This window comes from Candidatus Chloroploca mongolica (assembly GCF_004762035.2).
GTDB lineage: Bacteria > Chloroflexota > Chloroflexia > Chloroflexales > Chloroflexaceae > Chloroploca > Chloroploca mongolica.
On record NZ_SIJK02000091.1, the window covers coordinates 1 to 12476 of the forward strand.

Below are 12476 nucleotides of genomic sequence, written 5' to 3' on the forward strand. Positions count from 1 at the left end.
CCCCATCATCGGGCAAGTGAGTGATCGATCCATCCGGGCGCACGCTCAGGCGGCGAGGGCGGAAGGGGCGGTAATCCTTCTTCATCGTTCGCCCGCTCCGCGTCAGGTTGAACCAACTATCCGGCAAGAGCTCTTCAGACTCCTCGCTCCAGGCGTCCTCGCCAATCAGCAGATACCCGGCCTCGGCAGGCTTAGCGACATCCTCGCCACGCGACATCGGCTGACGCGGCGTAACCGTCGCGGCCTCGGCATCATAGGCACAGAGCGCATAGTGCTGACCACACTCGCGGCAGAAGACCAGTGGGAAGAGCAACCGCTCGCCATCCTCACCCGCAACATAGCGCTGCCCTTCGAGCGTCAGGTGGCGCTGCGCAGGCTCATCGAGCGTGCTGTAGACCGCACTCCCCTGAGAGATAAACTGGTGGAGCTTGAAGGCAAAGCCGGGATTGTTCTCCAAGTCACACACCGTGCTCCCCAGGTCAAAAAAACGCCGCAACTGCTCCTCGCAGCGAGTTACGGCAACACCCGTGTGGGCGGCGAGCGCCTCGGCCCCCTGGCGGAGCGTCTGCGGCTCGGCGCGACGGAGCGTGCCTTCATGGTCGGCGCGCAGGCTAAACGTCTGCTCGATCCAATGGGCAAGCGGGTGACGCTGAAAGCTCAGCCAATCGAGGGACGCAGGCAGATCATGCTCGAGTGCAGTGCGCAGCGCCTCACGCGACGGGACGGGCAACTGCGGAACCGCGTAGGTCAGCGTCTCCTCGATTACCTGATCAGAGGGGAGCTCCACGCCAAAGATGCTACCGGCCACGCGGGCGACGGCTGCGCGGCGCTCATCCGCCGAGTCGCCGCTCACCATCGTCGCGCTGGTGCCAATCCAGGTGAGGTTCGGGTTGCCCGAGCGCTCACGGAGGCGGCGAAGCAACATCGCCACATCGGCCCCCTGCCGACCGCGGTAGGTATGCAGCTCATCAAGCACGACAAACTGAAGGTTGGCGGCCCCCGCATTGACGAAGGTAAACTCATCAGGGCGGGTCAACATCAACTCCAGCATCACATAGTTCGTCAGCAGGATATGGGGCGGGTTCTGCTGAATCGCCCGCTTATCAGCATCGCGCTCCTGACCGGTGTAGCGCGCAAAACGCACCGGACAAGCACTGGACACATTCCCAAAGAAACGCTCAAGCGCCTTCGCCTGCGAATTGATCAGCGCATTCATCGGATAGACAATAATCGCACGGACACGCCCGTCCTGCGGCCGATTGCGCAACACATGGTTGACAATCGGGATCATGTAGGTCAGGCTCTTGCCCGAGCCAGTGCCGGTCGTGACCACATAGTTGCGGCCAGCCGCCGCCAGGTCGATCGCCCGCTTCTGGTGGCGAAAGAGGTGGAGCGAACGCAGCCCAGCGGCCCCATCTGGGACGCGGAAGATCTCGCCGCAGGTCGGGTGAAGCGTCCCGTGCTCCACAAGGTCAGCGACCGTGCTCGTCTTGTCGTAGGCCGGCGAGAGCTGGACAAGCGCGTCGGGCCAAAGACGCCCTTCCGCAAGCGAGGTATCAACGAAGTCGCGGATAGCGGGGTCGAGGATCGTAAGAAAGCTGCGAGTATAGGCAGCGTATTGATGAATAATCTGCTCACGAAGCTGGAAGATATCCACGCGCATCCTCACGAGGGCGGTCATCGGTCTCGACCGCATAGATCAAGAACGAAAGATCGGAAAACTCCAAGGGCGCTACCAGCAAAAGGAGCGCCCCCGAGCGCATCAGTGCCAGCGCCTCCTCGCGGAAACATCGTGTTCCGCGATCCGTTTTTATGCAGGACGGCCTGTCTGTATGATACGGATCAAGAGGTGCGCACATGAGCACATCTTGATCTCACCATCATATGTTGAATAGCAACTAGATCGGCCGACACGGCTCATTATCGTTGATCAACCGCCGCCTTACAAGACGTATTTGGGAGGAACCCCTTCTTCTTTAGCGTTGTACTGCTGTCACTGAACGGTGTGGGCTTCCGCGCCGTGGATTGACCCTGCCTACACCTCGCGAGGAGGTATCCGTGATCCAGTATCGCGACGGTCACGACGCCGTGATGCCGTGCTCTACTAAGAATCTCGCGAAGGCGTCGCGTTGCTCCGAAGTCATCCTGTTTGGGAGGTAAACCCACTGGTCACCCATCATTGAGGATGGATAAAACGGTAGTTCGCCAGTAGCAAGCATGGCCCGAATCTCGATCCATACGGCCTCGTCGATCCAGTTTTCGCCGAGGCGTGCGCAGAACGCACGCCGCCCTTCCTGGAGTGCGTCGAAGAAATCGGTGGGGTCATAACACCAGTTGTGGCCTAAGACGTGGGCCAGCCAGTCCAATTCGTCGAAGCGATCATCGCTGATATCCCACGCCGCCCCCAAGCAGACGAGACCCGAACGATCGAGCACCCATCGGCCGAAGCGCTTCCGCTCGTGGCCGTCGACGGCGTCTGGGAGAGCATCGGGCGCAACAAGGCCAGGCCAGGAGAGTGGGAGAGAGACCGTCGTCGCTACGCCACCATAGCTACGGCTCCAGAGTTCCGCGCCGTCGATTGGCCCGTCGTCGTCGTTCTGCCGCTGCTCGCCGCGGGCGGGCATCAAGGCGCGCCATTGCTCAAACGTCGTGTTGCTCACTGCTCGCTCCTTCTATAACGCGCTGCTACTCCGGGCATAGGGCCTGGTCTGAACTCGCGACCGCGCTCGCACGCGCGCACGCAACTCCTTCATCAACAGCCCGGCCATCATCGTCTTGCCCGCGCCGGGGTCATCGGCGAGCAGGAAGCGCAGCGGCTGGCGCGTGAGCATCGTCTCGTAGACCGCAGTGATCTGGTGGGGCAGCGGCTCGACCAGCGAAGTATGCACCGCCAGCACCGGGTCGAAGAGGTGCGCGAGGCGGATGCGGTGGGCCTCGGCGACCAAGCGGAAGAGTCGCCCATCGCCATCGAAGCTCCAGGGACGGCCGGCGTTGACCAGGGTCAAGGTCGGCTCATCGTCACAGTAGAGCAAGCGGGTACCAGGCCGCCCCTCGGCGTCCTTATAGGTGAGGTCAACCGCCGTTGACCCATACCACTGCACCGCCACCACGGTCACCGCCCCCATCGGCACAATGCCATGCAGCACCGTCCCCGGCGTGACTGCTTCCAAGCGCACCATCGCGTGCTCACTTCGTTGCGGGACGCTGCGACCGGGGAGCCACCCGGTCGTGCCCCCCATCGCCGCACTGCCCCTACGATACCACACATGGGGAACCACGGTGTAACCACGATCTACCTTTGCCCGCAGAATCAAGGAGAAATGGGAGCAAAAAAGCGGAACGATGAATGCGGAAAGGTAAAAGGGGAACATGGGACCACGGTTGTACCGTAGCGACAGAGCGAGCTGGCATGCACGCGCTGCGTCGCTGCTCAGAAGCGCCCCACCACCCCCACCACCCCGGCCAACCCGAGCAGGGGCAAACCCACCGCTGATCAAGCCCGCCCACGGAGGTCGCGGGCCAACCAGCACATGGCGGCGACCATACGCCTCGCGTCGCCGTGATGCTCCTTGCCCGCTACCATACCACACCGCGAGCACCGATCCATTACCATGTGCTCACAGTATGTGAAGAACCAGCAAGAAAGGCCGCGCAAAAGCCGATCCAGCCAAGACCCACTGGGAAGCAGCAAGATCGCCCCCAAGCGCGAGGGCTAAAACGCGAGCGCCCACGGTAGCACAACGGAAGGAGGCGGGGGCGTGCCTCGCGTGGCGGTGTCATGAGCGCGAAGCCAGGGGAACGTGGTCAAGCCGCTGGACGCGCGCCGTGAGCGCACGGCGATCACAGGGGAGCGCTGAGCGCAGCGCGGCGCGGGGATGGGCATGGCCCTGCTGCACCAACCACCCCGGCCTGGAGTGGAGCAACGTGCAGCAAGTTCGACGGCCACGGCGCAACGGTCGCGCAGCGCGTGGCGTCGCCGCAGGGCGAGCACCACGCCTGGCTCAGAACCGCCCCAGCACCCACACCACCCCGGCCAACCCGAGCAGGTGCAAACCCACCAGCAGCCAGAAGGTAAACTGGTAGGCCGCCTTCCGGGTTTTGTGAGGCAGCGCCCACTGCGCGATCAGTGCGCCTGGCCAGCCGCCGAGGGCGTCGAGCAGGTGCAACGTGGCTTCAGGGACGCGCCGCTGGCCCTGGGTGGCCTGGATCTTGTCGAAGCGGTAAACGAGGGCGCTGCATGCGCTGAGCAGCAGATAGGCCAGCACGATCCAGGCGGGCAGGAAGCCGAGCCAACTGATGACGCCGACGGCGAGCAGAAAGAGGCTGCTGGCGAGCAGGGCGAGGCGCAGCGGGGTGCCGAGGCCGGGGCCGACGCGGACGTTCACGGCGCGGGGGCGCTGCTGGGCATCGCGGTCAAGCGCGTAGGTCACGACGGTCCCAGGGCCGAGGCGGTGCCGGCCGGCGACGACCGCCGTGATATGGACAAAGATCTCCTCGCCGCCTTCCTCGGGGGCAAGGAAGCCATAGCCCTGCGCGGCCTTCCAGGTACGGATGACTCCGCGCTGACGGCGGGCCAGGGGAAGCTCCGGGCTACGGGGTACGCTCGCGCTGCGCGGCATACGGGGCACGCTTCCTTTCCGGGCACTGGGTCGCGTGCGCATGCACCGCGTGTGCGTTGGCGAAGACGGCACCGCATGTGGTGCAGGCATAGATCAGGCCAGTCGGTGTGCCCACCGCAGCGGGGGCAGGTTGCGCCGCGCACCCATTGGCATGGGCCTGCGCGGTAGCGGCGCTCGGAAAGCTCGCGCCACAATAGCCGCAGTTGAATTCAGCCATCCCGTTGTTTCTTTTTTCTGTCTCAACACAGCACGAAAGCCACTCCTCAGTATAGCACCACCGAACCACCAGCGCATCCCTCACCGCTGGGCGGGGCAGGGCTGTTGCAACCTCCCTGTCGGATGAGATAGCATCCGCAGATGACGCAGATGACGCAGATTATGACGTGCCCATCTGCGTCATCTGCGTCATCTGCGGACAATCAGAATGACGTTGCCTCAGCCCTACTGGACGTGGCGTGAGACAGGTACCGGGCCGCTTTGAACGCAGCAACGCCGAGGGGCGTGAGGCATGTGCTCCCTCCTTGCCCGCTCGGTTTGACGCAGAGGCGCAACGGGTCATTGCGCTCTCTGCGCCTTCGCGCCGTGGCGTCAAAAGCAGAAGCGTGGGGCGATCACGTGACGAGGGTGGTGCAACCAGATCCGTGGCGCCGGTCTTTGCGCCTTCGCACCGTGGCGTCAAAAGCACCCCCGCGTACCCAGCTAGGGGTGCGAGCGCCGTGGCCGCCCGTTCGGGATCGCGCCGCGTGCGACCTCCTGCTGATACTGCTGCACGGCCGCTACCGACGTGTACCAGCGCCCGCCGCGCTTGCGGCCCGCCACCCGGCCCGCCCGCAGGAGCCAACTCAGGTAGTTCGCGTCGATGGCACAGGCCTCGGCAATCTCGCGGAGGGGCCGCTGAAGCTCCTGGGGCACCGCATCGCACGCCTCAAGGAAGAGGTCGAGGCCCCCTTCGACCGCCCGCCCGATCACGTTGAGCAGCGGGTTGAACTGCCCGTGGTGGGCCTGTTCCAGCGCCCGCAGGTAGGTCGCCCGCCACCCGCGCAGCAGGAGCGTGATCGGATAGCCGGACTGCATCAACTGAAGGTTCAGTACCAGGCGTGCGGTGCGCCCGTTGCCGTCGAGGAACGGGTGGATGGCGAGCAGCATCTCGTGGGCGAGGGTGGCGCGAATGATCGGTGGGTACTGCTGCCCATCACCCTCAAGCCAGGCGAACCAGTCCTGCATCAGCCCTGGAACCTCGCGATGATGTGGCGGGCGATACTCTGAACCCGAGATGAAGACCGCGCCCGTGCGATAGGCCCCTGAGCTCGCGAGCAGATCTTTGGTGATCAAGGCGTGGAGCTGAAGCAGCGCCTGCTCGTCGAGCACGGCCTCGCGCTGGGCGAGGTCGCGCACGAAGGTAAAGGCCGCTGCGTGGTTGATCGCTTCGAGGTGTTCCTGCAGGGTGTGGCCGCCGATGGTGATGCCATGCGCGATGACCAACTGGGTCTCGCCGAGGTCGAGCGTATTGCCCTCGAGCGCGTTGGAGTGGTAGGTCAAGCGCACGCGCAGATCCTCGGCGAGCTTGGTGGTGATCGCCGGGGGCAGGGGACGTTGTTGATCCAGGGCGCGGCGCTTGGCGTCAATCCGGCGCGCGAGCCTGGGATCCATGCGGAGCTCAGGAAGCATCGGCCTCCCTTGAAACTATCTCGTTTTCGTCATTATAGCAGAAAACGAGATGGTTTTACTCGGCCTGGCCGCTCGGGTTGAGGCCAAACGAGAGGAACGCGCTGCGGGCCTGATCGTGGGTGGCGCGATCTTCTGACCAGGCTGGTGCGGCCCACCCTGGCGGGGCGATCTTTGCGCCTTCGCCAAGGGTTCAGGCTCCGTGACCGTGCAGCGGTGTGCAGCGCGTCCTGATGCGCTCGCCTCTTTTCCTCTTTTCCTCTTTTCCTCTTTCCTGTTTCCTCGCCTTGGCGTCAGCACAAGCATGATGATATGATAATTACGGTAATTACGATAATTATTACTTACCCTATCGGAGCACCCCCTATGGCAAAGCCCCTCGTCACCGAAGCAATGGTCTCCACCGCCGCCACGGAACTCCAGGCCCAAGGCCGCACGCCCAGTATCCTCCAGGTGCAGGCCCACCTGGGCATGGGCAGCTTTACGACGATCAAGCGCTACCTCGATAGCTGGCACGCGCAGCAGGCCGAGCCGGTGCTCGCGGAGGCCCCGCCCGCGTTGGCCGAGGAGGGCGACCGCTTCGTGCGCACGCTCTGGGCCACGGCGCAGGCGCTGGCGAGCGAGCAGGTGGCGCAGGTGCAGACGGCAGCCGCGCAGCAAGTGGCGGCGGCGCTGGCGGCGCAGGCCGAGGCGGAAGCGGCGGTGGTGCGGCTGGAAAGCGAGGGCGAGGCGCGGGAACAGGCGCTGGACGAGCACCGCCGCGAGGCGGCGAGGCTCGGGCGGTTGCTGTTGGAGGCGCAGGCCCAAGCGGAGGTGGCGGCGCAGCAGGTGGCGGCGGCGCGGGCGGAGGTGGCGCGGCAGGAGGCCGAGGGGCGGCGCGAGGTGGCGCAGCTCGCCGAGGCGGTGACGGCGTTGCAGGCGCAGGTCACGGCGCTGGTGGCGCAGGGGCAGGGGTCGTGAGGGCCGCCGTTGCGTCGGTGGTGTGGATCGGTATGGTTGACGCCAAGGCGCCGAGGCGCAACGGGACGCGAGCAAAGGGGCGGGCCTGCCCGTCTCCGCATCGCTGCGTTCCCAAAGGGCGAACGCAGCGGGCGTATAGGATGCCAGAGGGCCAACGCATCCTGATGCGGAGGTGAGCGAGGGGTTAGAGCAGATTGAGGAGCGTCGTTAACAGATCGCGTTGTTGTTCGAGTAAGGCTTGTTGTTCACGCAGAAGATGGGCATGTTGCTGTTGGAGTTGTTCTTGGAGTTGCATGAGTTGGCGTAATTCAGCAAGGAGCCGCGCATCTTCCCTCTTCCGCATCGCCCGTAAGCGATACGCAACCAAGGGCGGACGGTTCAAGCGCAACCGGCGAATCGTGAAGGTACCGCAAGGCGAGAGCGGATACAGCGTCCCATCGGCAAGCGACAGCATATGCTCTGTCCGAGGCTCGCTCCGCGGATTCCAGAGCGGAGGATCATGGGGCTGGATCGGCCAATAGTCCGACTTATACTGATTGCACCGGACACAGCAGTAAACGAGATTCTGGAGATCATCGACCGTCCCACCTTTGCGGGGTGGCTGATGATGATCTATCGTCAATTCGCCTGCTGAATCTGTTTCGGTTACGCCACAATATTCGCATGCATAGTGCGCACGCTCACGGACAAGAAGTCGTCGCTCTGCGGAGAGGATCATGCGGCACGCCCTGCACCCTGATGCACCAAACGAGCGTGCAACCCCGCGATCTCTTGCCGTAGAGACTCATTGGCCGTAAGCGTGGCGGTAATCTGTTGGGTAATCACCTCTAACTGGTGGGCTGTTTGGGCGATCTGGTCTTGGAGGTGAGCAGTGGGATCACTCGCTGGCGACAACGGTAAGGTACCCTGTTCGGCACGATCCTGCTCGGCATACCAGGCTTCGAGCAAGCTTCGTTCGTCGTCAGAAAGCGCCTCACCGCGACTAAAGCGGTCATGCAGGGTAACGAGTGTTGCTGCTTGCATCGTGCCATCCTTCCTCGAAGCGTTCGCGTTCAAACCTTCGTGCCCATTGTAGCATAGCGGATGGGATCATGCTACCAATAGATCGGAAGAGACCGCCGCGTTCGCACCTGTGCGTGGATGATCGCCCGGTATGGTTGACGCCAAGGCGCAGAGGCGCAACGGGGCGTGAGCGAAGGGGTGGGCCTGATCGTGGGTGGTGCAGCACGCCCTGGCGGGGCGATCTTTGCGCCTTCGCGCCTTCGCGTCACAACAACCACCGTGGGGCGCTCACCTGACCAGGCTGGTGCGCTAACCTCAGTTGTCCGAATCGTTGCGCCCTTGCGCCTTTGCGTCAAAAAAGAAGCGTGGTGAGGTACGCTGCCTCAAGCCGCACAGATTCGTGCCTGAAATCGGGTATACTGAGGTCAGGCAACGCATCCTACGCTGACAGGGCCTCGTCGATGCCACCAACGCCGCCACACGACGATCCGTTGACCGAACCAGACGCAACGACGATGGCACAGCATGGATCAAGCGCGTGCTGGCCCTCATGAACGAACGGCGATCAGAACAAGAACGAAGACGGTTGGATCACAGGAGGGTGGGTATGTCAGCCCAAACAAGCGATTATGAAACGATCCTGAGGTTAGTGCGCTCCTGGCCCGCCGCACAACGCTTTGCGCTCGTACAGGATGTGCTCGGCACCCTCGCACCAGTGGAACGGGAGCCACGCCCGACCCTCCCCCACGCACGCGGTTTGCTTGCGACCGATCAGGCTCCGCCGTCCGACGCACAGGTAGCGGAGTGGCTGAACGAGCGGCGCACGGAACGGTATGGGCTATGAACGTCCTGCTTGACACCAATAGTGTGCGTGCTACCTGCCGCCAGCCGGGTACGGTGGTACAATACGTCAGCATACCCCAACACCGCTTGACACCCTTCATCGGAGGATCCGTATGTCCGCTGCATCAGTGAAAGAACAGGTCGCTCGGGCGCTGGACACGCTGAGCGAGGCCGAGCTTCAGCAGGTCGCAGAATATGTGGCCTTTTTGCGCTTCCGTACGCGGGTCACACCGCTGGCGCTCGTTGATGAGGCACACCTTGTGACGCTCTATGCGGAAGGTGCGGATGAGGATCGTGCGCTCGCTGAAGCCGGGATGGACAGCTATCGCGATCAGTTGCACCTGGAAGACACCCAATGACGATCAGCCGGGGTGAGATATGGCTAGCGGATCTGAATCCGATCCGTGGCTCTGAGCAAGCTGGGGTTCGTCCCGTGCTGATTTTCCAACATGATGCCCTCAATCGTTTGACGACCACCGTCATTACGATCCCGTTTACCACGAATGTGCGTCGTGCCGCCTTGCCTTCGTGTGTTCGCGTGGCTGCTGACGACGGGGGCTTGACCAGTGACTCGGTTGCCTTATGCCACCAACTTCGAGTACTGGATACGACACGCCTAATTCGGCGTTTGGGGAGCGTCAGGCAGCAGACGATGCTTGACATCGAGCGATGTGTCCTCTTTACGTTAGGCTTGGTCTAAGCGCTTCATCCATACGGTTGAGGTACCTTCTTCTGGGTGCTGAGCGTTCACGCCCGTAGGTGGATGATCGCCCGCTCGGCCAGGTTTGACGCCAAGGCGCAAAGGCGCAGAGGATCATGAGGGACGCTCGCGCGCATGACGAGACTGGTGCCGCCCACCTCCGTTGCCCGAAGCTTTGCGCCTTCGCGCCTTGGCGTCAAAAAAGCAGCGTGGGTCAGTACGCCCCTGCCAAGCCGCACAGATTCGTGCCTGAAATCGAGTATACTGAGGGCAGGCAAAGCACACCAAGAGAACAAAGGTACCGTCAATGCCACCAACGCCGCCCGCTGACGATCCGTTGACCACCCAGGCCCGCGCCGGGCTGCGCCGCACCCGCTGGCCTGCGCTGCTCGCTGGGGCGGGCGGCGCGGCCACGCTGGGACTGCTCGGCGCGGCGGGGTTGGCTCCGCTGCTGGCGGGGCTGGGCGTCGGGACGCTCGCAACTGCGCCGGTCGTGACCTGGCTCACCGGGATGGGCATGAACGCGCTGGCGGGTTGGATCGGCAATCTGGCCGCTGACGGCGTGCAGGCCGCGCTCGCGGAGGATGAACCTGATCCGGCGTGGGTCGCCGCTCTGGGCCAGCGCCTCGATGCGGCGGCGGTCAGTGACCAAGCGCTCGCCACCGAACTGGCGCGGCTGCTCCAAACGGTGGACGCGTTGCCCCAGGCGCTTGCGGCTCTGCACGACGAACTGAGCGACCAGACCGAGGTGCTGCTCGCCCAGCACGACCTGCTCCAGCAACTCAGTGCCGACATGGAGCGCCTGCACGTGAGCGGCGGCGCACTCGGGCCGGTCGTGATCGCCGAGGCTGACCGGGTGATCGATGCCATCACCGCCCGCAGCGAGGCCCGCTTCGACGAGGTGCTCGCGGCCCTCACCGCGCTGCGCGATACGCAGCGCCAGGCGTTGGTAGATTTTGGCAAACACAACCAGTTTGGCCCTGTGACGATAGGCGATGTCGCTGGGCGTGATGTCAACAAATACACGATTGTCCAGCAGCCCTTCACCCCCCGCCCCGTCGCGGCGACCGCCGAAGAACTGGCCGCAGCCCAGGCTGTGCTCGCGGCCTTGCCGACGACCGACCTCCCCCCGCCGCAGGACGTGCTGCCGCCTGGCTCGTGGCTCGGCGGACTGCGACGCAATCATCAGTTTGTCGGACGCGCAGCGGATCTGCGGGCGCTCGCCACGCTGCTCAAAGGGGGCCAGAGTGTCGCCGTGAACCAGGGCCAAGCCGCCGTTGCCAGTGGCTTGGGTGGCATTGGCAAGACCCAGTTGGCGGTGGAGTTCGCCGCTCGCTACGGTCAGCACTTCGCCGGCGTCTTCTGGCTCTCCTTCGCGCAGCCTGACACCATCCCGACCGAGTTCGCCCGCCTGGGTGGGGCCGCCCATCTCCAACTCTTCACTGAGGCAGCGGGGTTGAAGCTGGACGAGCAAGTGAATCTCGTGCGCAGCCGCCTCGCCTGCGGGCTGCCCTACCTACTGATCTTCGACAACTGCGAAGACCCGCAGTTGGTGCGTGCGCAGCATCCTGGCGGCGCGACGCGGGTGCTGATCACCAGCCGCAACCCCGCCTGGCCGGGCGACCTGGGCGTCCAGCGTCACGCGCTCGGCGTGCTCAGCCGGGCGGAGAGCTGCGAACTGCTGCGCCAGCATCGGCCTGACCTGAGCGACCAGGAGGCTGACGATCTCGCGGCAGAACTCGGCGACCTGCCACTGGCGCTGCATTTGGCTGGGCGCTTCCTGGCCGGGCCGGGCAAGCGCTGGAGCGGTGAGCGCTACCTTGTAGAACTGCGCAGCCCACGCCTCTTCGACCGGCTGCCGCTGCGCGAACAGGACGGCACGCTGCCAACCGGCCATAACCGCGACGTGGCCCGCAGCTTCGCCCTGAGCTACGAACGGCTTGATCCCGCTGCGCACGAGGATGCGCTGGCCTTGAAACTGCTCGCGCGTGCGGCGCATTTCGTGCCGGGGGAGGTCGTGCCGACCGCGTTGCTGCTGGCGACGCTGGAACAGCCTGACGACGACACCGACGCGGAGTTGGTGGCCGAAGCCGCCCTTGATCGCCTCGTCGCTCTGGGCCTCATCGAGCGCGAAGGCGACGACCGCCTGCACATGCACCGCCTCGTCGGGGCCTACGTGCGCCAAGTGAGCCATGATCCCGAAGCACAAGCCGACGTGGAGTTGATGGTGATCACAGAGGCAGCGAACATGGTGGACGCCCCAACCCTTGCGCCAATCACCGCCTTCCTGCCCATCCTGCGCGGGGTCACCGATGCAGCGCTGGGGCGCGATGATGAACGAGCAGCAGATCTCTGCCTCTGGCTGGGGCGACACCTGGATCGGCTAGGCCGCTATGCCCTGGCCCAACCCTACGCCGCACGCGCCCTGGCCATCCGCGAGCGCGTGCTCGGCCCCGAGCATCCCGATACCGCCTTAAGCCTCAACAATCTCGCCTCCCTGCACCAAACCCAAGGGAACTACGACGCGGCCCGCCCCCTCTACGAACGCGCCCTGGCCATCAGCGAGCGCGTGCTCGGCCCCGAGCATCCCAATACCGCCACCAGCCTCAACAATCTCGCGGAATTGTTGCGTGCCCAAGGGAACTACGACGCGGCCCGCCCGCTCTATGCACGCGCCCTGGCCATCC

General features: G+C 64.4%; 13 protein-coding genes. 5 read left to right on the forward strand and 8 right to left on the reverse strand.

Translation table 11 applies throughout. The features are described from left to right. From EYB53_RS23735 to EYB53_RS23760, 6 genes are all read right to left on the reverse strand, one after another. A partial coding sequence (locus EYB53_RS23735) for a DEAD/DEAH box helicase (RefSeq protein WP_167857580.1) occupies positions 1-1657 on the reverse strand: 1657 nt, incomplete at its 3' end. A gap of 421 nt (positions 1658-2078) precedes the next feature. Then, positions 2079-2660, reverse strand: coding sequence for a hypothetical protein (locus tag EYB53_RS23740; RefSeq protein ID WP_135481810.1), 582 nt, complete (start codon positions 2658-2660; stop codon positions 2079-2081). A gap of 12 nt (positions 2661-2672) precedes the next feature. Beyond that, a complete protein-coding gene (locus EYB53_RS23745) occupies positions 2673-3266 on the reverse strand; it encodes a DUF8742 domain-containing protein (protein ID WP_205712749.1) in 594 nt (197 codons plus the stop codon). Positions 3267-4001: 735 nt separating this feature from the next. Further along, positions 4002-4619, reverse strand: coding sequence for a DUF1294 domain-containing protein (locus tag EYB53_RS23750; RefSeq protein WP_167857581.1), 618 nt, complete (start codon positions 4617-4619; stop codon positions 4002-4004). Next, positions 4591-4836, reverse strand: coding sequence for a hypothetical protein (locus EYB53_RS23755; protein ID WP_167857582.1), 246 nt, complete (start codon positions 4834-4836; stop codon positions 4591-4593). The genes EYB53_RS23750 and EYB53_RS23755 overlap by 29 nt, the downstream gene beginning before the upstream one ends. 482 nt (positions 4837-5318) lie before the next feature. Further along, positions 5319-6287 (reverse strand): Fic family protein, encoded by a 969-nt coding sequence (locus EYB53_RS23760; protein ID WP_135481815.1) that lies wholly within the window; start codon positions 6285-6287, stop codon positions 5319-5321. A gap of 363 nt (positions 6288-6650) precedes the next feature. Here EYB53_RS23760 and EYB53_RS23765 point away from each other — a divergent pair, with 363 nt between their 5' ends. Beyond that, positions 6651-7244: a DNA-binding protein gene (locus EYB53_RS23765; RefSeq protein ID WP_167857583.1), complete on the forward strand. Its 594-nt coding sequence runs from the start codon at positions 6651-6653 to the stop codon at positions 7242-7244. A 184-nt stretch (positions 7245-7428) separates the two neighbouring features. Here the strand turns inward: EYB53_RS23765 and EYB53_RS23770 are convergent, their stop codons facing one another. Together EYB53_RS23770 and EYB53_RS23775 are read right to left on the reverse strand one after the other, a co-directional pair. Then, positions 7429-7962, reverse strand: coding sequence for an HNH endonuclease (locus EYB53_RS23770; protein ID WP_097654140.1), 534 nt, complete (start codon positions 7960-7962; stop codon positions 7429-7431). Next, positions 7959-8267 (reverse strand): hypothetical protein, encoded by a 309-nt coding sequence (locus EYB53_RS23775; RefSeq protein WP_097654139.1) that lies wholly within the window; start codon positions 8265-8267, stop codon positions 7959-7961. Before EYB53_RS23775 ends, EYB53_RS23770 begins: the two co-directional genes overlap by 4 nt. Before the next feature lie 586 nt (positions 8268-8853). Between EYB53_RS23775 and EYB53_RS23780 the strand changes: the two genes are divergently transcribed. The 4 genes from EYB53_RS23780 to EYB53_RS23795 form a co-directional block, all read left to right on the forward strand. Continuing rightward, a complete protein-coding gene (locus tag EYB53_RS23780) occupies positions 8854-9090 on the forward strand; it encodes a hypothetical protein (protein ID WP_129675856.1) in 237 nt (78 codons plus the stop codon). Between the two features lie 112 nt (positions 9091-9202). Beyond that, on the forward strand, positions 9203-9448 hold the full coding sequence (locus EYB53_RS23785) for a hypothetical protein (RefSeq protein ID WP_135481820.1): 246 nt from the start codon (positions 9203-9205) through the stop codon (positions 9446-9448). Then, entirely contained in the window at positions 9445-9789 is a 345-nt protein-coding gene (locus EYB53_RS23790) for a type II toxin-antitoxin system PemK/MazF family toxin (RefSeq protein WP_135481822.1), read from the forward strand. Before EYB53_RS23785 ends, EYB53_RS23790 begins: the two co-directional genes overlap by 4 nt. A 307-nt stretch (positions 9790-10096) precedes the next feature. Further along, a partial coding sequence (locus EYB53_RS23795; protein WP_135481825.1) for a tetratricopeptide repeat protein occupies positions 10097-12476 on the forward strand: 2380 nt, incomplete at its 3' end.

Coding starts and splice junctions, on each gene's coding strand:
- EYB53_RS23790 (WP_135481822.1), top strand. CDS start 9,445: ATGACGATCAGCCGGGGTGAGATATGGCTAGCGGATCTGAATCCGATC.
- EYB53_RS23765 (WP_167857583.1), top strand. CDS start 6,651: ATGGCAAAGCCCCTCGTCACCGAAGCAATGGTCTCCACCGCCGCCACG.
- EYB53_RS23760 (WP_135481815.1), bottom strand. CDS start 6,287: ATGCTTCCTGAGCTCCGCATGGATCCCAGGCTCGCGCGCCGGATTGAC.
- EYB53_RS23770 (WP_097654140.1), bottom strand. CDS start 7,962: ATGATCCTCTCCGCAGAGCGACGACTTCTTGTCCGTGAGCGTGCGCAC.
- EYB53_RS23775 (WP_097654139.1), bottom strand. CDS start 8,267: ATGCAAGCAGCAACACTCGTTACCCTGCATGACCGCTTTAGTCGCGGT.
- EYB53_RS23785 (WP_135481820.1), top strand. CDS start 9,203: ATGTCCGCTGCATCAGTGAAAGAACAGGTCGCTCGGGCGCTGGACACG.
- EYB53_RS23755 (WP_167857582.1), bottom strand. CDS start 4,836: ATGGCTGAATTCAACTGCGGCTATTGTGGCGCGAGCTTTCCGAGCGCC.
- EYB53_RS23750 (WP_167857581.1), bottom strand. CDS start 4,619: ATGCCGCGCAGCGCGAGCGTACCCCGTAGCCCGGAGCTTCCCCTGGCC.
- EYB53_RS23780 (WP_129675856.1), top strand. CDS start 8,854: ATGTCAGCCCAAACAAGCGATTATGAAACGATCCTGAGGTTAGTGCGC.